The 18,879-nt window shown below is 58.5% G+C and carries 18 protein-coding genes; 6 read left to right on the top strand and 12 right to left on the bottom strand.

Features of this window, described 5'->3' with window-relative positions:
• Positions 1-2: 2 nt before the first annotated feature.
• Genes pcaH through pobA form a run of 3 tightly spaced genes read right to left on the bottom strand, consistent with a single transcriptional unit; the run spans position 3 to position 2,314 of the window.
• Complete coding sequence (gene pcaH / locus SKA53_RS00810) at positions 3-722, bottom strand: protocatechuate 3,4-dioxygenase subunit beta (protein WP_007204124.1); 720 nt, start codon at positions 720-722, stop codon at positions 3-5.
• A complete protein-coding gene (pcaC, locus tag SKA53_RS00815) occupies positions 719-1,102 on the bottom strand; it encodes a 4-carboxymuconolactone decarboxylase (RefSeq protein ID WP_007204125.1) in 384 nt (127 codons plus the stop codon). The genes pcaH and pcaC overlap by 4 nt, the downstream gene beginning before the upstream one ends.
• 42 nt (positions 1,103-1,144) lie before the next feature.
• Positions 1,145-2,314 (bottom strand): 4-hydroxybenzoate 3-monooxygenase, encoded by a 1,170-nt coding sequence (gene pobA, locus SKA53_RS00820; protein WP_007204126.1) that lies wholly within the window; start codon positions 2,312-2,314, stop codon positions 1,145-1,147.
• A gap of 95 nt (positions 2,315-2,409) precedes the next feature.
• Here pobA and pcaQ point away from each other — a divergent pair, with 95 nt between their 5' ends.
• Positions 2,410-3,321 carry a pca operon transcription factor PcaQ gene (pcaQ, locus tag SKA53_RS00825; RefSeq protein WP_007204127.1) on the top strand — a complete coding sequence of 304 codons (912 nt, stop codon included), beginning with the start codon at positions 2,410-2,412 and terminating at the stop codon, positions 3,319-3,321.
• A 2-nt stretch (positions 3,322-3,323) separates the two neighbouring features.
• Here the strand turns inward: pcaQ and SKA53_RS00830 are convergent, their stop codons facing one another.
• The 4 genes from SKA53_RS00830 to SKA53_RS00845 are packed head-to-tail and all read right to left on the bottom strand — an operon-like array spanning position 3,324 to position 8,250.
• The gene (locus tag SKA53_RS00830) at positions 3,324-4,601 is read right to left on the bottom strand and encodes a flavin-dependent oxidoreductase (protein WP_007204128.1); all 1,278 of its coding nucleotides are present in this window, start codon (positions 4,599-4,601) and stop codon (positions 3,324-3,326) included.
• Positions 4,602-4,624: 23 nt separating this feature from the next.
• Positions 4,625-6,145, bottom strand: coding sequence for an acyl-CoA dehydrogenase family protein (locus SKA53_RS00835; protein ID WP_007204129.1), 1,521 nt, complete (start codon positions 6,143-6,145; stop codon positions 4,625-4,627).
• An 8-nt stretch (positions 6,146-6,153) separates the two neighbouring features.
• Complete coding sequence (locus tag SKA53_RS00840; RefSeq protein ID WP_007204130.1) at positions 6,154-7,332, bottom strand: cytochrome P450; 1,179 nt, start codon at positions 7,330-7,332, stop codon at positions 6,154-6,156.
• Between the two features lie 27 nt (positions 7,333-7,359).
• A complete protein-coding gene (locus SKA53_RS00845; RefSeq protein WP_007204131.1) occupies positions 7,360-8,250 on the bottom strand; it encodes a 4-hydroxyphenyl-beta-ketoacyl-CoA hydrolase in 891 nt (296 codons plus the stop codon).
• 96 nt (positions 8,251-8,346) lie between these two features.
• Between SKA53_RS00845 and SKA53_RS00850 the strand changes: the two genes are divergently transcribed.
• The 4 genes from SKA53_RS00850 (at position 8,347) to SKA53_RS00865 (ending at position 12,189) form a co-directional block, all read left to right on the top strand.
• Positions 8,347-9,132, top strand: a complete 786-nt coding sequence (locus tag SKA53_RS00850; protein WP_007204132.1) for a crotonase/enoyl-CoA hydratase family protein — start codon at positions 8,347-8,349, stop codon at positions 9,130-9,132.
• 72 nt (positions 9,133-9,204) lie between these two features.
• Complete coding sequence (locus SKA53_RS00855) at positions 9,205-10,254, top strand: TRAP transporter substrate-binding protein (protein WP_040482726.1); 1,050 nt, start codon at positions 9,205-9,207, stop codon at positions 10,252-10,254.
• A 121-nt stretch (positions 10,255-10,375) separates the two neighbouring features.
• Positions 10,376-10,852, top strand: coding sequence for a TRAP transporter small permease (locus SKA53_RS00860; protein WP_007204134.1), 477 nt, complete (start codon positions 10,376-10,378; stop codon positions 10,850-10,852).
• 5 nt (positions 10,853-10,857) lie between these two features.
• The gene (locus SKA53_RS00865; protein WP_007204135.1) at positions 10,858-12,189 is read left to right on the top strand and encodes a TRAP transporter large permease; all 1,332 of its coding nucleotides are present in this window, start codon (positions 10,858-10,860) and stop codon (positions 12,187-12,189) included.
• A 6-nt stretch (positions 12,190-12,195) separates the two neighbouring features.
• Here SKA53_RS00865 and SKA53_RS00870 read toward each other — a convergent pair whose 3' ends face one another.
• From SKA53_RS00870 to SKA53_RS00880, 3 genes are read right to left on the bottom strand one after another with little or no spacing between them, the layout of a single operon-like run.
• Positions 12,196-13,983, bottom strand: coding sequence for a feruloyl-CoA synthase (locus tag SKA53_RS00870; RefSeq protein WP_007204136.1), 1,788 nt, complete (start codon positions 13,981-13,983; stop codon positions 12,196-12,198).
• 16 nt (positions 13,984-13,999) lie between these two features.
• Complete coding sequence (locus SKA53_RS00875; RefSeq protein ID WP_007204137.1) at positions 14,000-14,767, bottom strand: SDR family NAD(P)-dependent oxidoreductase; 768 nt, start codon at positions 14,765-14,767, stop codon at positions 14,000-14,002.
• On the bottom strand, positions 14,767-15,249 hold the full coding sequence (locus tag SKA53_RS00880) for a MarR family winged helix-turn-helix transcriptional regulator (RefSeq protein WP_007204138.1): 483 nt from the start codon (positions 15,247-15,249) through the stop codon (positions 14,767-14,769). Before SKA53_RS00880 ends, SKA53_RS00875 begins: the two co-directional genes overlap by 1 nt.
• A gap of 90 nt (positions 15,250-15,339) precedes the next feature.
• Here SKA53_RS00880 and SKA53_RS00885 point away from each other — a divergent pair, with 90 nt between their 5' ends.
• Entirely contained in the window at positions 15,340-15,804 is a 465-nt protein-coding gene (locus SKA53_RS00885; protein ID WP_007204139.1) for a DUF3237 domain-containing protein, read from the top strand.
• Positions 15,805-16,006: 202 nt separating this feature from the next.
• Here SKA53_RS00885 and SKA53_RS00890 read toward each other — a convergent pair whose 3' ends face one another.
• Together SKA53_RS00890 and SKA53_RS00895 are read right to left on the bottom strand one after the other, a co-directional pair.
• A complete protein-coding gene (locus SKA53_RS00890; RefSeq protein ID WP_007204140.1) occupies positions 16,007-16,804 on the bottom strand; it encodes a carnitinyl-CoA dehydratase in 798 nt (265 codons plus the stop codon).
• Positions 16,801-18,801 carry an acetate--CoA ligase family protein gene (locus tag SKA53_RS00895; protein WP_040482728.1) on the bottom strand — a complete coding sequence of 667 codons (2,001 nt, stop codon included), beginning with the start codon at positions 18,799-18,801 and terminating at the stop codon, positions 16,801-16,803. The genes SKA53_RS00890 and SKA53_RS00895 overlap by 4 nt, the downstream gene beginning before the upstream one ends.
• Positions 18,802-18,879: the final 78 nt, after the last annotated feature.

Raw genomic sequence — 18,879 nt, forward strand, 5'->3', positions numbered from 1 at the left:
CGTCAATTCCCCTCGGGGCGGTTTTCAAAGAAGGTAGAGCGGCTGCCGCGCAAAATGATGTCAAACTTATAGGCGATGCTATCAAGCGGAATCGTCGCATTCAGATCCAACGCAGCGACAAGCTGATCTATAGCGCGCTGGTCAGGGATCGTTTGAACAATCGGACATTTGGCGATGAGCGGATCACCTTCGAAATACATCTGGGTGATCAGGCGTTGCGCAAAAGCCGTGCCGAAAACAGAGATGTGGATATGTGCCGGACGCCAGCTGTTGATCCAGTTGCGCCAGGGGTATGCGCCTGGCTTGACCGTCCTGAACCGATAGAAACCGTTCTCGTCGGTCAGGGTCCGACCGCAGCCACCAAAATTTGGGTCAATCGCTGCAAGATAGGAGTCTTTTTTGTGCCGGTAGCGACCGCCTGCATTTGCTTGCCAAATTTCTACCAGCGTATGCGGCACGGGCCGCCTGTTTTCATCCAAGACCCTGCCATGCACGATGATCCGTTCGCCTATCGGGTCGCCGGTTTTGGCATAATTGCGCAGCAGATCGTTATCTATGGCGTCAATCTCGTCATGCCCAAAGGTCGGGCCGGTCAGCTCGCTCGCAGACCCTTGGATCGACAACAGCGCGTTGCGCGGGGAACGCGCGAGGCTGGTCTTGTAATTTTGCGCCAATGCGGGCGGGTGCCACTCGCGGTCGCGTTGGTAAAGTTCAGAGGTCATGTCTGTTCCCCTTCCATTTCTGCATAGGTTTGTTTGGCCAGCTTGATCGCATGATTGGCCGCGGGGACACCTGCATAGATTGCGACGTGCTGGAAGGCCTCGATCACGTCTTGTTTGCTGGCGCCGGTGCGCGCAGTCGCACGGATATGCATGGGAATTTCTTCGAAGTTCTTGGTCGCCGCCAAAAGTGCCAATGTGATCATCGAGCGTTCGCGTTGCGTAATCGCATCCGATGCCCAAACACTGCCCCATGCGCCTTCGGTAATCAGCGTTTGAAACGGAAGATCAAAGTCGGTTTTGGCGGCTTCTGCCTTGTCGACATGCGCGTTTCCCAAAACGGCGCGCCGCGTTGTCATGCCTTGATCAAACCGATCAACCATTGTGATCCTCCTTAAGCAGTGAACGCCAATGATTGGCGTAAATCAATATGGTAACCCGACATAGTTTTCGGCCATCGCCTTTTGCGCCGCTTTGTTGGAACGCAAAAACTCCAGATCGGCGACCTGCATTTTCAGGTCAAATTCGGATTGGTCAGGATAGCGGTGCATCATGGATGAAAACCACCAGCTGAACCGTTCGGCTTTCCACACCCGTGCAAGCGCCTTTTCAGAATAGCGGTCGATCCCTTCGGTGCTGCCGCGCGCATAGTAATCCGTTAGCCCATGATAAAGGTAATGGACATCCGATGCTGCGGTATTCAGCCCCTTCGCTCCTGTCGGCGGCACGATATGTGCCGCGTCACCGCATAAGAACAGGCGCCCCCAGCGCATTGGTTCTGTCACAAAAGACCGTAAAGGCGCGATAGACTTTTCAATGGAAGGACCCGTCACCAGACGCGCGGCTTGGTCGGCTGGAATGCGGCGTTTGAGCTCTTGCCAGAACGCCTCATCAGTCCAATCTTCGGGTTTGTCGCTCAGGGAGCACTGGATATAATAGCGGCTCAGGTTCTCATTGCGCATCGAACACAGCGCAAAGCCGCGCGGCGAATTGGCATAGATCAATTCATGGTTCACCGGCGGCGTTTCGGACAGGATGCCAAGCCAGCCGAAAGGATAGACCTTTTCGTACTCGCGGCGCACATCAAGCGGAATTGTCTGGCGGCTGACCCCATGAAAGCCGTCACATCCGGCGATGAAATCACAGTCCAGCCGTCGGTCCTCACCGTCGACACGGTAGGTGACATAGGGCGCATCACTATCGGCGCCGTGGATCACGACGTCATCGACATTGAATTCAATCAGCCCGCCTGCCTTTTCACGCGCAGCGTATAGATCGCGGGTGACTTCGGTCTGGCCATACACGATCACCGGGGTGCCGGTATGCTCGGTAAAATCGATCCGGAACATCTCATCACCGTAAGAAAGCAGCGTGCCGTCATGCTCATAGCCTTCTGCATGCAGGCGGTCCGCGCATCCGGCCTCTTCCATGAGCTTGACAAGGCCCTGTTCCAGAACACCCGCGCGGATACGGCTCAGGACATAGTCCTTTGTCTTGCGTTCCAACACGACGCTTTCGATGTTGTGCCTGTGCAGCAGCTGCGCCAACAAAAGCCCCGAAGGCCCGCCACCGATAATTGCGACTTGCGTTTTCATGCAGATCTACTCCTCTTGCTGAACAGGAATGGCATATTGAAATGGTGATGAAAATAAACTAATTGACCGATTTAGTTGCTATTTTGGGAAAGTAAATGGATCGCAGGATCAAGTTTCGACATCTCAATGCGTTCAGCACCATTGCCCGCGCGGGCAGCCTCAAACGCGCAGCCGAACAGATGAACCTGACGCAACCGGCGATTTCGAAAGCTCTCAAGGAGTTGGAAGAGATTATCGGCGTCGTGCTGCTTGCGCGGAGCAGGGCGGGGGTTCAGCTGACCGCCGAAGGTGAAATTTTCCTGCAATTTGCTGAACAAAGCATCTCTGCCTTGCGTCACGGGTTGCGCAATGTGCGTGCCACCGGCCTGTCTGCTGGCAAGTTGCGCGTTGGGGCGCTGCCAAGTGTTGTGTCGCATCTTTTGCCACAAGCCGTATCTGATTTTGGGGAAACAAACCCTGATACCTTGCTAGAGCTTCACGAAGGCCCGCATCAGGATTTGGTGACACGATTGCGCAATGGCGGGCTTGATCTGGTGGTTGGTCGTCTGGGGCGGCCCGAAACAATGACGGGATTGGAGTTTCTGCAACTTTATACCGAACAGGTGGTTGTCGTGGCACACCCCGACAGTCCGGCGGTATCGGTCCGCCAGTGGCAGGATCTGGACCGGTTCCGGGTGCTTTATCCGCCCCAAGATTCCGCGATCCGGTCGCTGATCGCGCGGTTGCTTATCTCGCAAGGTGTGCCGCTTTTCACAAATCGGATCGAGTCCGCATCCTCCGCCTTTGGGCGTGCTGTGACACTGGCTGATCCACAAACGGTCTGGGTCATCAGCTATGGGGTGGTGGCCGGTGAGCTGGCCGAAGGTCGCTTGGTCGCGCTTGATCTGGACACATCTGCCACCACGGGCGCTGTCGGCATCATGTCACGGTCACAAGAGGTCCGCTCGGTCGAGGCGCGTGCCTTCATCAGCGCTCTTTTGCGTGCAGCACCCGATGCGATGGCCTGACGCTAGCTGACACGCGCTCCAACAGGCAGCGTTGCCGGCGCGGCATTCAGCCGCTCAATCGCAAAACCCGCCGCCGCTTTATAGGTCGCCATAAACTCTGAGCGCTCTTGCGCAGGGATCACATCTTCGATGTCCTCAAACACACTGCCACAGCGTTCATCCAAAAGATTGAGCAACCCGAAAGGCCCGGCCCCGCGATTGCGCAAAACAAGCGCCGAGATCGGCGCGCAAAGCTGCGCATCATATGCCGACAGGGCCGCGGGCGTCACGCCGAGTTCCAGGATTTTTGCCCCAATCACGCGGGCATCGACGATGGCTTGGCTCGCGCCGTTCGAGCCTGTGGGATACATCGCATGGGCCGCATCTCCCATCAAAGCGACAGGTCCGTCGACCCATGTCGGGATCGGGTCGCGGTCAATCATCGGGTTTTCATAGGCGCAATCGGTCTGCGCCAGCATCTCTGGCACATTCAACCAATCATAGCGGAACTGGTCGAAATGATGCGCGAAATCGGCAACTTCGACAGGCCTGAACCAGCCTTGTTCCTGCCAGCCGCCTGCATTGTCGCGGGTCACTTCGGCAATCCAGTTGATTTGCGCATAGCCTTCGCTATCGGGGGCCGAGATCGGATAGATCACCATGCGGTGTTCATGGGTGCCTAGCCCGACAAAGGATGATCCGGTGCGCATTGGCTTGGCGCGCACCGTGCCACGCCACATGACAGCGCCACCCCAATGAATCGGTGGCTGGTCTGGGTGCATCTGGGCGCGGATGGCAGAATGGATACCATCGGCCCCGATCAGGAGTTGCGCGGTTTGGTCTTCTGTGCGGCCATCGGACCCTGTCACCACGGCTGTGACACCAGTGTCGGACTGCCTCCAGCCTGTCACACGCGATCCCAAAAGCACCGCATCTGCGCCAAGTCTTTCGATGACTTTGCGGTAAAGCAGCATATGAAACGCCCCACGGTGGGCGGCGTATTGCGGCCATTCATAGCCTGCCTCCAGCCCGCGCGGTTCGGCATAGACCTCTTTGCCGTTCAGCCCCACCAAAGCCCATTCGCGGGCGGGGACCCCGACGCTGTTCATGTCCTGCTCGGTGAAACCAAGATCAAATAGCTCGCGCACCGCGTTGGGCTGGATGTTGATGCCAACCCCCAAAGGCTTCATCACAGGCGATGTTTCGATCACGCGACAGCTGACCCCGATCTGGTGCAATGTCAGCGCCAAGCTCAGCCCGCCAATACCGCCGCCGGCGATCAAAACATCTGGGTGTGTCATAAATGAAGTGCCTTTTGCCTAGATCATCGCCTGTGCAAGCGCCTGAGCTCGCTGGGTGAATTATGGTTCTCAGCGACGGCGTCAATGCGCGCCCAAGCGGCGGCAAAAAACAAATTCGCTGTTTGCTGCGCGAAAGCGTGGGCTTGCGGTAACGGATCGGATGTCTGTGACATCGCGCTGCGCAAGATTTGCCAGTCGGCCAGACGCTGCAGCACAGGCGCGGACCCATGAGCCAGGTCGGTAACGAGATCTGCAAATTCATCCGCTCCGCCGCCTGCGCGCAGCCCACGGGTGGCAATGCTGCGTTCATGGATGCCGTTCGCCCCTTCGTAGATTGCACAGATCCGCGCATCCCGCCAAATCTGTTCCAGGCCATATTCGTTCAAATAGCCATAACCGCCGAGGATCTGGATGCCGAGGTCGGCCGCGCGTATCCCTGCCTCCGAGCAAAAGACTTTGCACAGCGGGGTCAGGAAATCACAAAGCGCGGGGCTATCTGCAGTTTCGACCGCCACAAGGGCGATGTGGCACATCGCGCGCGCGCCCAAAGCAAGGTGGCGTTGGTCGTCCAACATGCGCTGAACGTCTGCGTGCTGGTTGAGCAGGGCAGGTGATCCATGCGGCTGGCGGCCTTGTATGCGCTGCGCCGCATAGGCAGCCGCGATATCCGCGGCGCGGCTGGCGTGGGCCACCCCTTGCAGGGCGACGTCGATGCGAGCGTGGTTCATCAAGGTAAACATCGCTTGCAACCCTTGCCCCTCGGTGCCGATCAATTCCGCCTTGGCCCCGTCAAACCGAAGCTGGCAGGTGGGCGATGCGTGCAGGCCCATCTTTTCCTCGATCCGCGTCACGCTGACGTCGGGCTGGGCGGGGCACATGTACAAGGACAGCCCGTTCATGCCAGCGTTTGCCGCACTGCTTCGGGCCAGCACCAGATGCAGGATTTCGGCTGACATGTCCTGATCGCCGCCAGAGATAAAGATTTTCTCGCCTGTGATCCGCCACCCGTCACCGGTGTTTTCAGCCCGGCACCGGATCGCCGAGAGATCCGATCCCGCCTGCGCTTCGGTCAGGCACATGGTCGAAAGGGCCGCGCCAGAGGCAAGTTTCGGAATCCACGCGTTCTGCTGGGCTGCCGTGCCGTATTTCATAAGCGTTGCAATCGCACCGGGCACCAGATTGCAGACCATTTGCATCGCGTGATTTGCGCCGGAAAATAATTCGGACACCCCTGCCGCGATCAAAGGCGAGGCCCCCATGCCGCCAAACGCGGCTGGGGCTGTCAGCCCTTGCCAGCCGTCTTGTGCCAGTTGGGCATAGGCCGCGACAAAGCCGTCGGGCATCCGGACGCGCCCGTCGACAAGTTGCGCATGCTGGCGGTCACCCACCGCGTTGAGCGGCGCAATGACCCTTTCGGCAAAACCGGCAAAGTGGCCCAAGATGTCACCCGCCAATTCTGGGTCCCATGCGGCAAGCGCGCCGGCCCCCGCCACATGATGCAGCGAGAAAAGGATATCTTCGGTCGGGGCAACAAAGGCGGTCACGTCAGGGGCTACTTCAACAAGACTGGGATTTGAACAGCCCCACGAAAGCCAAATCCGCGCCAGATCACAGCGTCAGTATCGGGGATTTCCATATTCGGGAAACGGTCAAACAGGATTGGCAACATCACCTTGCCCACCGCGCGCCTTGCCACATGGGTGCCTTGGCAAAAGTGCGGCCCATTGCCGAAGGATTGATGCGGGTTCTTGTCGCGATAGACCTCAAACACCTCGCCGTTATCAAAGAAGTCTTCATCGCGGTTAGCGCTGGCCTGAATCGTCATGACCGTGTCGCCTTTTGGGATGAGATAGCCGCGAATTTCGGTATCGACGGTCACAAGCCGCGACGAAGCAGAAATGGGCGCGACCCAGCGCACACCTTCTTCAAAGGCTTTGTCCCAATCCTCACGGCGTTTTACTTCGGCCAGTTGATCGGGATTGGTCAAAAGCCCGTAGATGATCGTGTTGAGCGCATCGCGTGGTTCATTGATCCCGCCGCCGATGGCGATTTTGATGTTGGCGTAGATTTGCGAAATGGGGATCGGATCTTCGGCATTGAGCATCACGGAAAACGCCGAGTTGTTCGGCGCAGCGCGGTGGCGATCCTGAATGCGGTCGAGCAGCGCATCAATGGCGTCATTGGCGCGGTCGCTGCGGGCAAAGGGTTCATCCCGCCAACCGAAGTTGCCTGCGCCTTCGATAAGAGCTTGGGACCATTCCAGCATATCTTCGTCACTGGCGTCTTCCATACCCAGCAAGATCGCAAGGCCGCGCGCGGCATAGGCGCCTGACAAGATCGCAAACAGGTCTACGATTTCGCCGCGCGGCAGGCGGCTGACATATTCGCGGGCGATCTGCTCGTATTTGGGCATCCAGTCTGTCTGGATCACTTTGGCGGTAAAGGCGGGCGCCATCGCCATCCTCTCGCGGCGATGCTCGTCGCCGTCCTTGCGCATGAGCGTATGGGCGCGGAACGCCCGCTTCATCGGCGTATTGGGATCGTCAGAGCTGAAAATCTCGGGATTGTCTTTGACGTATTTTGTGTCGACCGCCTTTGTCAGCAGGGTGCGGCCTGCGGATTTTACGCGCAACACCGGGGCTTGGGCGCGCAGGCGGCGATAGATCGGAAACGGGTCGCGGTCCAATTGGTCCAGCGTAATCTGCTCGTCCAGTGGTGCTAAGTTTGGCATGTGTCATCTCCTCCCAATCGACGCTGTCTAAGACGTGGCTTCACCCAAAATCCGCAATGCGTTTTCTTTGAGGATCAAGGGCCGGACTTCGTCTTTGAAAGCAGCAGCTTCAAAGTCGGCCAACCAGCGGTCCGGCGTGATGGCAGGCCAGTCAGAGCCGAACAGCATCTTCTTTTTCAGGATCGAATTGGCGTAGCGGATAAATGTTTCGGGGAAGTATTTGGGCGACCAGCCAGACATATCATAATAAACATTCGGCTTGTGCTGGGCGACGGCCAGACCTTCCTCGGTCCATGGAAATGACGGGTGCGCCAGCACGATTGGCATATCGGGGAAATCAACCGCGACGTCATCAAGGTACATGGGGTTAGAGTATTTCAGCCGCATCCCCATACCGCCGCGCATACCCGATCCAACACCTGTTTGGCCGGTATGGAACAAGGTAATCGCGCCTTCCTCGGCGCATGCTTCCAAGACGGTATATGCCGTTTCGCGGTCATTGGGGTAAAAGCCCTGCATCGTGGGATGAAACTTGAAACCGCGCACGCCAAAGTCGCGGACCAGACGGCGCACTTCGCGCGCGCCTGCCTTGCCTTTGTGCGGATCGACCGACGCGAAGGGGATCAGGATATCGTCATTCTCGGCGCAAATCCCTGCGACTTCTTCGTTGGAATAGCGCCGAAAGCCGGTTTCGCGTTCAGCATCAACAGGAAAGATGACCGCCGCGATATTGCGCTCGCGGTAATAGTTGGCAGTGTCTTGCACGGTGGGAAGCATACCCTGCGCGCCGGCTGGATTTTTGAAATAGGCGGCCATGCCAGCCTGAAATTCATTGTACCCATCATCGCGATGATCACAGCAGGGTTCTTCTGCGTGGGTGTGGAAATCAATGGCCTTGACCTTGGTGAAATCGACCATGCGAACCTCCGTTTTGCACGCGCCTTGCAAAAAAAGGTATACAGTAAAACTGTTAACCTATACAACAGCTTTCAAATTAGGCCCCTAGCGGAGAAAATGATGCAGTCTTCGGCCCGCGATACGTCTGTCACACGCGTTGAATTTGACGGCGACATTGCGACCATTATTTTCAATCGTCCCGAAAAGCGCAATGCGATGAATGATGCGCTGGTCGACGCGCTTGATGCATTTTTTTCCAACCCGCCTGAAGGTGTGAGCGCCGTCATCCTGCGTGGCGAGGGCGGGCATTTCTGTTCCGGCCTTGATCTGGCCGAGCATGAAAGCCGAAAGCCGATCCCGGGCGTTTACCATTCACGCAACTGGCACCGCGTGTCCGAGCTGATCGAATTTGGCGGCTTGCCCGTGATTTCCGTGCTGACAGGTGCGGTCATTGGTGGCGGGCTTGAGATCGCGACATCGACTCATGTGCGGATTGCCGAACCTTCGGTGCGGTTCCAATTGCCCGAGGGGCGACGCGGCATTTTTGTAGGTGGCGGTGCGACCGTGCGCGTGGGCCGTATCTTGGGAGCCGACCGTATGCGCGAGATGATGCTGACAGGGCGCAGCTATGGCGCTGAGGACGGGCTGGCGCTGGGCTTGACGCATTATGCTGTGGCCGAAGGCGAGGGTGTCCCGCTTGCGCTGAAGCTGGCGCGCCGGATAGCGGACAATGCGCCGTTCTCTAACTATTTGATGATAAATGCGATTTCACGAATTGGTGACATGTCACGGAGCGATGGGATGTTCACCGAGAGCCTTGCGGCAGCGATGTCGCAGTCGTCTGCCGGGGCGCAGGAAGGTCTGCGGGCCTTTCTCGAAAAGCGGGAACCGAAATTCAGATAACAAAAGGCACAAACACCGCGAAGACTGAATAACCTTTGCTCACTTAACTGGAAATCTTTGGGAGGAGTTACCATGAAAAGAAGAGACTTTCTGAAAACCACTGCCGTTGGTGCATTGGCCGCAAGTATCGGCCCTAATATGGCTTTTGCACAGGACGCGACCCTGCGGTTCCATCAGTTCTTGCCACCTGTAGCGCCGCTGCCTGCCTTTGCATTCAAGCCTTGGGGCGAGCGTCTAGAGGCGGCGTCCGGTGGCCGTTTGCGTATCCAGCATTTCGACGCGATGGCCCTGGGTGGGCGTCCACCTGAACTGCTGGATCAGGCACGCGACGGTGTGGTCGATATTGCGATGTCGGTTGTCGGCTATACACCCGGTCGTTTCCCGCGCACCGAAGTGTTTGAACTGCCCTTCATCATGAAGAATTCCATCGCAACATCGCTGGCATTCCAACAGATGATTGAAGAAGATTTTGGCGAGAGCGAATATGGTGACTTCAAAGTGTTGGCCGGTTGGGTCCACGGCGCAGGCCTCATTCACTCTGAAGAGCCTATCACAAAGCTCGAGGATATGGCCGGCAAGACTTTGCGTGGTCCGACCCGCATCATCAATGATCTGTTGTCTGAATTGGGCGCGGAACCTGTGGGCATGCCGCTGCCTGCCATTCCAGAGGCGCTGTCCAAAGGGGTAATCAACGGCACCGTCATCCCTTGGGAGGTAACACCGTCCATTCGTCTGGCGGAAATGGTGTCCAATCACACCGAATTCGGTGGGCCAGAGGCGCTTTATACCGCAACCATCATCATGGTGATGAACAAGGATGCCTATGATGCGCTGCCCGACGATCTGCGTGAAATTCTTGACGCCGAAAGCGGTGCTGCAATGGCGCAGGCGTTCTCGCAGGTGATGTTGGACTACGATGCCCCCGGCCGCCAGATTGCTCTTGATGCAGGCAATACCATCACCACGCTGGATGAAGCCGAAGTTGCGCGCTGGAAAGCTGCTGCACAGCCGGTCATTGACCGTTGGGTTGCTGATATGGACGCTCAGGGCATTGACGGACAGGCATTGATCGCCCGTGCCAAAGAGCTGATCGACGAAAAATCTGCGATGCTGGGCGTTTAGGGCCTTTTCTCAATGATCCGGGCGCTGTCCAAGGCGCCCGGATCTTTATGCCTTATTTGATGCATTGGGGATAGCGATGTACGGGATGCTCTCACGGTCCGCACAGAGTGTTGCGCGTGTTATGGCGCTTGCGGGCGGTCTTCTTCTTTTGGTGATCATCGTCCTGACATGCGTGTCGATCATCGGCAGGGCGTTGTTTTCTTCGGGCATTTGCTGTGGACCAATCCGCGGTATCTATGATTACACCGAAATCGCCGTTGGCGCTGCGATCTTTGCGTTCTTGCCGTGGTGTCAGTACCAGGCAGGCCATGCGGCCGTCGATTTGTTTAAACCCGCCTTTCCGGATGGCGTAAACCGATTGCTGAACCTCGTCATTGATATAGCCATGCTGGTCTTGGCGTCCTTGATCGCGCACCGGCTATGGCTGGGCATGTTGGACAAAGAGCGCTTTGGCGAAACAACCCTGATCGCTCAGGTACCCGTCTGGATCGGCTATGCCGCCTGTCTGGTCGGCGCGGTCGGTTTTGTGCTGGTTGCCGCCTTTTGTGTACTGCGCGCGCTGCGAGGTCTGATCGGCCTAGAGCCGGTAGTGGAGTAATTTACATGAGTGATCTGGCCCTCGCATTGTGGTCATTCCCGGTTCTTTTGCTGCTTGTTTTTCTGCGCGTGCCAATCGCACTGGCGATGATGAGCGTTGGCATCGGCGGGGCCTATCTGGTCTATGGCACAGCATTGCCCGTGCTTAATGCCTTCAAGAATGTGACCTACGGGACATTTTCCAATTACTCGTTTTCGATCATTCCGCTTTTTTTGCTGATGGGACAATTCGCGACCCTTTCGGGGATGTCGGCCGCATTGTTCCGTGCAGCCGAAAGTTTTCTGGGCCATCGGCGGGGTGGAGTGGCGATGTCGGCAATTGGGGCCTGCGCCGGATTTGGCGCAATCTGCGGAAGTTCACTGGCGACAGCGGCCACCATGGGGCAGGTGGCCCTGCCCGAATTGCGTCGCTATGGCTATCCCGGGTCGCTTGCGACCGGAGCCTTGGCAGCGGGCGGCACATTGGGCATCTTGATCCCGCCTTCGGTCATCTTGGTGATTTATGCCATTCTGGCTGAGCAGAATATCGAAAAACTGTTTGTAGCGGCGCTTATTCCGGGGATTTTGGCGGCGCTGGGATATATCCTTGCCATCTCGGTCTGGGTGCGCGTGTCCCCGAACGCCGCGATGGTGAAAGACCGTGTCCCTTGGGCCGAGCGCCTTGTGGCCTTGGCCAAGGTCTGGCCGGTTCTGACGATCTTCGTGGTTGTTGTGGGCGGCATCTATGTTGGCGTATTCACCCCCACCGAGGCGGCGGCTGTCGGTGCCGCAGGCACAGGCCTGATCAGCGTTGTTTCAGGGCAGATGACTTGGCCGCGCCTCAAGCAAGCGATCCTTGCGACAGCCAGCGCTTCAGCCATGATCTATCTGATCATTCTGGGGGCTGGGTTTTACAACAGCTTTCTGGCGCTCAGCCAATTGCCACAGACCGCTGCCGCATGGGTCGGCGGTGCAGGCATGTCACCTTGGATCGTGCTGGTGATCGTGCTTTTCATGTATCTGGTTTTCGGCTGCGTGATGGACAGCCTTTCTATGGTGCTTTTGACGGTGCCGATTATCTATCCAATCATGATCGTGCTGGATTTCGGCATGTCACCGCAGGACTTTGGTCTGTGGTTCGGTATTCTGGTTCTGATCGTCGTCGAGGTCGGGTTGATCACGCCACCAGTGGGGATGAATCTGTTCATCATAAACGGTATGGCCAAGGATACGCCGATCAAAGAGACTTACAAAGGCGCCTTGCCTTTTGTGGTGACGGATCTGATCCGCGTCGCCATCCTGACGATGTTCCCTGCGATCACGCTGTGGTTGGTCTGGTTTATTGACAGTCTGGGCTAAAGGAAATCAGACAGCGATGACTGCAGGGTCATCGCTGTAAAGCTGCGCGACGCTTGTGGCACGATTGCTGCGCATGGCGCGCTGGTTCAGTGACCCCTTTTCGGTCACTTCACCTCGGTCAAAGCTGGGCTGTTCTGACAGCACGATAATGCGCCGGACGCGGGTGGCAGACCCAGAAGCGTCCTTTGCGGCGGCGGCCAGTTTTTCTGAAAGTGCTGCGTGCAGGATTGCCTGGTCCATGGTCTGCGCCGCCTGCGACAAAAGAACCATCGCACCAAGTTCTGCTTCGTTCTCGCCGACGATGACTGCATCGCGGATCAATTCATCCATTGAATCGACCAGTTTCGCGCGCATCGCACCGACCGCAACCCAGGTTCCAGTCGCCAATTTGAAGTTTTCTGCGATCCGCCCATCAAAGAAGAACCCTTTTGAGAAATCGTCTGGATCGGCCGGGCGCAGTGCGTCGCCCATGCAGTAATACCCTTCGTCGTCAAAGGCTTGGGCGGTTTGCGCAGGATCACCATAATAGCCCGGAAAGATGGTCGGTCCTTTGATCCGCGCTTCCAGTTTCCCCCCGTTTGGCACAAGTTTGATCGTCAGTCCCAACGAGGGTACACCGACATTGCCGGATTTTTCCTGTGGCACAGTGCATGCCAAGGCAAAAGGTGCGGTTTCGGTGGCCCCAAGCCCGGTCGCCAACAGCACTTCATGGCCTGTCGTTGCGCGCCCTGCGGCGCGCAGCCTGTCCCATGTGCGCTGTGCCATACCAGCGCCTGCATAAAACATCATGCCCAATTTATTGAAAAAAGTTGCCGCTAGTGCGGGGTCATTTTCAAGCTGATCGACCAGCATGTCGTACCCGATCGGCACATTGAAATACCATGTGCAGGAAATATCGCGAAGATTGCGTAATGTTTCGTCGAATTTTCCAAGCACCGGGCGGCCGTCGTCGATATAGTAGCTGCCGCCATTCGTCATCACCAGGTAAAAGACCTTGTTGCCAGCGGCCGTGTGGTTCCACGGCCCCCAGTCCAATACGACGGGTGGTTCATGCGTCAAGAACCGGTAACAGTCGCGCACGATTGCTTGCATCGCACAGATCATACGATTGGTGTTGATCACGGCTTTCGGTGATCCTGTAGAGCCTGATGTGAACAGGTATTTGACAACCGTGTCTGGCGTCAGCCTGGCGCGCGCCGCTTGGGACGGTGCCGGATCAGCGTCAAGCAGGTCAGCAAAGCGCACCGCCCCGCTGATCGGGTTGTCCAGATTGATGACCGTGGTGTCTGTATTGTTGATAGCGGAAATAGCATTGGCGAACGCCTTGCCGTTATCGGCAAAGATGGCGCCGGGTTTCAGCAATGCTGCAATGTTTCGCAACTTGGCATGGTCTGTGGACACTAAAGAATAGGCAGGTGACAGCGGCGCATAAGGCACGCCGACATAGGCACAGGCCATACCCAGCAACGCATGTTCCAAGCTGTTTTCAGACAGGATCAATAAGGGCCTTTGGGGACCCAACCCCATGTCGAGCAGGGCGGTACCAATGGCTTTGGCCTGCGCGCGCCCCTGAGCGTAAGTGATGTGTCTCCACTCACCCCCATCCTTGCGGCGCGCAATCCATGTCATGTGCGGGGTCGCGTCAGCCCATTTGTCCATATAATCAGCCAGCAATGGCGCGTAGTCGGGCAATTGACCTTCCTGACGCATGACGACCGTGCCATCGGGACGGTGTTCATATGCGAAGGTTGGGGCCCAGAAATCGCCAGAGATGCTCGGTATGGGTTGGGACATGGTCTTGGGCTCTGCCTTAGCGGGGGGCCATGCGAATGGCTCCATCCAAGCGGATGACTTCGCCGTTCAGCATCGGGTTTCGGGTGATGTGATCAACCATTTCGCCGTATTCGCGTGGATCGCCCAGCCTTGACGGGAAAGGGACCTGCGCGCCGAGTGACGCCTGCACCTCGGCGGGCAATTCGTGCAACAGCGGCGTGAGAAAGAGCCCTGGCGCGATGGTGCAGACACGAATGCCCTTGGCGGCAAGATCTCGTGCCATGGGCAAGGTCATGCCGACAATGCCACCCTTGCTGGCAGCATAGGCCAATTGCCCGATTTGCCCGTCATAGGCTGCGACCGAAGCCGTGTTGATGATCACGCCGCGCGCGCCATCTGGATCAATCGGGTCCTGCGCGACCATGCGCGCTGCGGCTTGGCTGGCGCAGTTGAAGCTACCCATCAGGTTGACGCGGATCACGCGCTCAAAAACCGCAGGATCATGGGCTTTGCCGTGTGACACAGTTTTGGATGCGCCACCGATCCCGGCGCAATTGACCAGAATGCGGATCGGCCCATGTGCGGCTTCGGCCTTGGTAATACCGTCAGCAACAGAGTGCGGGTCGGCCACATCGACATGCGCAAAACAGCCACCGATCTTGTCAGCCTGCCGCCGCCCCGCGTCGTCATTCATGTCAAAAACAGTGACTTTCAGCCCGCTTGCGGCAAGCCGCTCGGCAGTGGCTGCCCCCAGTCCCGAGGCGGCGCCGGTGACAATCGCGCCATGGCCTGACCAATCCTGCATTAAATGTCTTCCTTGTCGGTCAGGCGGATCTTGATCAAGATCTGCATCAGGGTGTGCTTCTCGGTCGCGGAAAGCGTGGCCAAGAGGCGTTCTTCATGTGCCTGAACGGTTGCCAAGGTTGCCTGATAGGCCGCGTTGCCTTCGTGTGTCGCAACAAGCGCCTGAACGCGACGGTCTCCCGGCACATGGCTGCGGGTCAGGTAATTGCGGCGTTCGAGCTCGTCAATAATTGCCACAAGGCCAGAGCGTTCAATGCCGAGCAAACGCGCAAGGCTGCTTTGGCTGATGTTGGGGTGTGCGACGACAAGCGACAGGGCTGAAAATGTGCGCGGAGACAGCCCGCCTTCACCAAGCGCGGCACGAAAATCTTTCTGGATCGCGACATAGGCTCGTTTCATGTTGTAGCCAATGAGTATTTCCAGATCCGAGACAACATCCGGCATTTCAGCATTGGTCTGTTTCGCAAGTGCGCGAGGTGCCATCACCTACCTCCTTATTCTATCGACAGGGATAGCGCATATTGTTAATCAGGTAAACAGTTTTGCGCTGATGATACATTAAGGATGACGGCTATGAACCTTCCAGAACCAAAGCTTGAATGGGTCACGGATATGATCGTTGAATTGGACCCGATCCGTGCGATGGGTCAAGGCCGTGCAGGGGTCCGCCGGATCATACCGATTGTCGGCGGTACGATGTCAGGGCCGAAATTGCAGGGCAAAATTCTGAATGTCGGCGCGGATTGGCAGACCTTGTTTGCGGATGGGCTGGCGGAACTTGATACGCGGTATGCTTTGGAAACCCACGACGGCGCCACGATTGAAATCTGCAACTACGGATTTCGCCATGGTCCAAAAGACGTCATCGCGGCGATCGGGCGTGGTGAGGATGTGGCGCCAGACAGCTATTACATGCGCACACATGCGCGGCTGGAAACCGGAGACAGTCGCTATGCTTGGGTCAATCACACGCTTTTCGTGGGTGTCGGCGCGCGCAAGGAACAAAGCGTTCTGATGCGCCTTTATGCCCTGATGTAAGAATTCTGTTTGCGCAGAAATCCAAGGCAAGATCGCTGGCCGGGACGAGGCCGTGAAAAACCCACGTCCTGGTGGAAAATGACCAGCGGCGGGTTCTGGGTCCGAGGCCGACCAAGCAGTGTGAGCAAAGATTCTTGCGCTCCGCGCGGGAGTATTTTGGGAAATAAGAAGTTAGGGTCAGGCTGGAAAGTGCGGTGCCGCGCTAGCGCCCTGTCCAGACTGGATCGCGTTTTTGGGCAAAGGCGCGCGCGCCTTCTTTCTGGTCGTCGCTGGCGTAAAGCTGGTCCACGGTCGCGAATTGCCGTTTGGTGACGCGGTTCAGCGCATCCTGAAACCGCATGGCTTCGGCCTCGCGCACGATTTCCTTGATCGCGGCATAGACCAGTGGTGGGCCGTTCTCGAGCATGCGGGCAAGCGCCCAAGCCTTGGGCAGCAAATCGGCAGGTGTCGTGATCTCGCGTAAAAGGCCCCAATGCATCGCTTCGTGTGCATCAAACCAGCGTCCGGTCAGCAACAGATCCATCGCGACATGATAGGGGATGCGTTTGGGCAGTTTGATCGAGGCCGCATCCGCCACCGTCCCTGACCGGATTTCCGGCAGCGCAAAGGTGGCTGTGTCGGAGGCAAGGATCAGATCGCAGCTGAGCGCCAGTTCCAGCCCGCCCCCACAGCAGATGCCGTTGACGGCGGCGATCACCGGTTTGTTCAGATGTGGCAGTTCCTGCAGGCCGCCAAAGCCACCTATGCCGTAATCGGCGTCGACCGCGTCACCATCAGCGGCGGCTTTGAGATCCCAGCCGGGGCAAAAAAACTTGTCCCCCGCCGCCCGCAGGATCGCGACCCGCAGACTGTCATCATCGCGGAAATCGCGGAACACCTCGCCCATGATCCGGCTGGTCGCCAGATCAATCGCATTGGCCTTGGGCCGGTCGAGCGTGACTTCGAGCACGGCCCCTTCGCGGCGGGTGTGGATCGGGCCATCGCTGCGCATCTGCATCATGGGGTGTCCTTCCAGATCACGGCATCCGCGGCCACGGCAAAATCTGCCCCAACCATCAGCGGATTGATTTCAATTTCTTCCAGCATCCTGTCGGTTGCCAGCATCTCCTGCAAGGTCAGCGCCGTGCGGATCACCGCGCCGAGATCGGCGCGCGGTCGGCCGCGATAGCCGTCAAGCAGCGGCCAGAGCGTCAGGCGGCGCAGGGCATCTGCGATTTCGGGTGCTGTCACCGGCAGGACCAGCGTCACCGTATCGGCCAGTAATTCCGCCGCGACCCCGCCGAAACCCAGCGTCAGCGTTGCGCCGTAAACCGGATCGCGGCGCGCGCCGAGCAAGAGCTCTGCGATGGCATCCGTCACCATCTCCTCGGCCAGATAGCCGATAGCGCCCGGCATCTGTTCCTGCCCGTCAAGCGTGACAAGCTGCAGCCGTACGGCGCCTGCCTCGGTCTTGTGGGCAAAGCCCAGACCTTTGAGGGCCAGCGGCGGTGTCAGGTCATGCGCTGCCGATTGCAGGCTGGTGATCGTCGGCGCGGTTACGCCACGCGGTACCGCAATGCCCGCCGCTGCCAGCCGCGCCTTGGCGGCGGCCTCGTCCAGCAAAGTCAGGGGGCCGGTGCGCGCGATGGGCGTCCAATTGCGCCACCCTGCGCGCCCTGCGGTGACCTGCGCTGCACGCACTGCCGCCAGCGCTGTTTCCAGCCCCATCAGCGGTGCAATGCCTTGGTCCATAAGCGCGATGGCGCGGTCCTCTTCAAAGTTTTCGGGCAGGGAGGCAACAGGAAAGGCGGGTTTGCCGGTGGCGCGCGCGGCGGCGACGATGGCGTCGAGCGCGGGGGCGAAGCTGGCCGGATCGCAGCGGTCGGGGCGCGGCGGGTCGATGATGAACAGCCCCGCATCGTATCCTGCGAGCATGGTGGCGAAAACCTCTGTCGTGCGCGGCCCGTCGCCCCAAATGAAGGTCTGGTAATCCAGCGGGTTTGCGATGGTCACCAACGGGCCGAGTGTGGCCGCGAGATGCCCCACTTGCGCCGGACCGGGCGGTGGAAACTCCAGCGCCAGAGGGGCGGCAAGATCCGCGACCAGCCCCGCCTCACCCCCTGAACAGGCCACAGCGCAAAGCTGCCTGCCCAACCCTGGCCCATGCAGATGCAGGATCTTGAGCGTTTCGAGCAGTTCCGCCGGTGTGTTCACCTCGGCGACCCCGATCTGGCGCAGATAGGCAGACGAGGCAGCACCACCGCCCGCCAAAGACGCGGTATGAGATGCGGCTGCGGTCTGTGCGGCTGCGGTCTTGCCGGATTTGATCGCGACGATGCCTTTGCCTGCCGTCTGTGCAGCCTCAGCCACGGTGGCGAAACCGGCGGCGTCACCTAGACCTTCGATGTAAAGCCCAAGGGCGGTAACACGCTCATCCGCCAGCAAGGCGCGCGCGAGCTGCGCCAGCCCGACTTGGGCCGCATTTCCCAGACAGGCGACATAGGCGATGGGCAAGCCGCGCGCCTGCATCGTCAGGTTGATCACGATGTTGGAGGATTGGCTGATCAGCGCCACGCCCCGCGCCACCCGTCGCCCGCCATGCTGATCAGGCCAGAGCAATGCCCCGTCAAGATAGTTGATCACGCCATAGCAATTTGGCCCGAGGATCGGCATCGTTCCCGCGCGCGAGACCAGCCGGTCCTGCAAATCGCCGTCGCCGGTTTCGCGCCAGCCCGAAGCGAAACAGATCGCGCCACCTGCGCCCATGCCCGCCAGCTCCGTCACGACATCGAGTGTCGCGTGCCGATTGACCCCGATAAAGGTGGCATCAGGTGCGCCGGGCAAATCGGCCAGCGAAGGATAACACCGCACCCCGGCGATCTGGTCGCGCGTTGGATGCACGGGCCAGACCGGGCCATCGAACCCCATGCGCTGGCATTGTTCAATCACATTTGCGGCCCAGCCAGAGCCGAGAACAGCGATGCTGCGCGGTCGTAGCAAACGAGACAGATCCGTCATCGCAGCACCTGCCTGCGGTGCAGGCAGCCGGGGGCCTTGCCCCCGGACCCCCAGGATATTTGTAAACAGATGAAACAG

Origin of the sequence: Yoonia vestfoldensis SKA53 (genome assembly GCF_000152785.1) — a bacterium.
GTDB lineage: Bacteria > Pseudomonadota > Alphaproteobacteria > Rhodobacterales > Rhodobacteraceae > Yoonia > Yoonia vestfoldensis_A.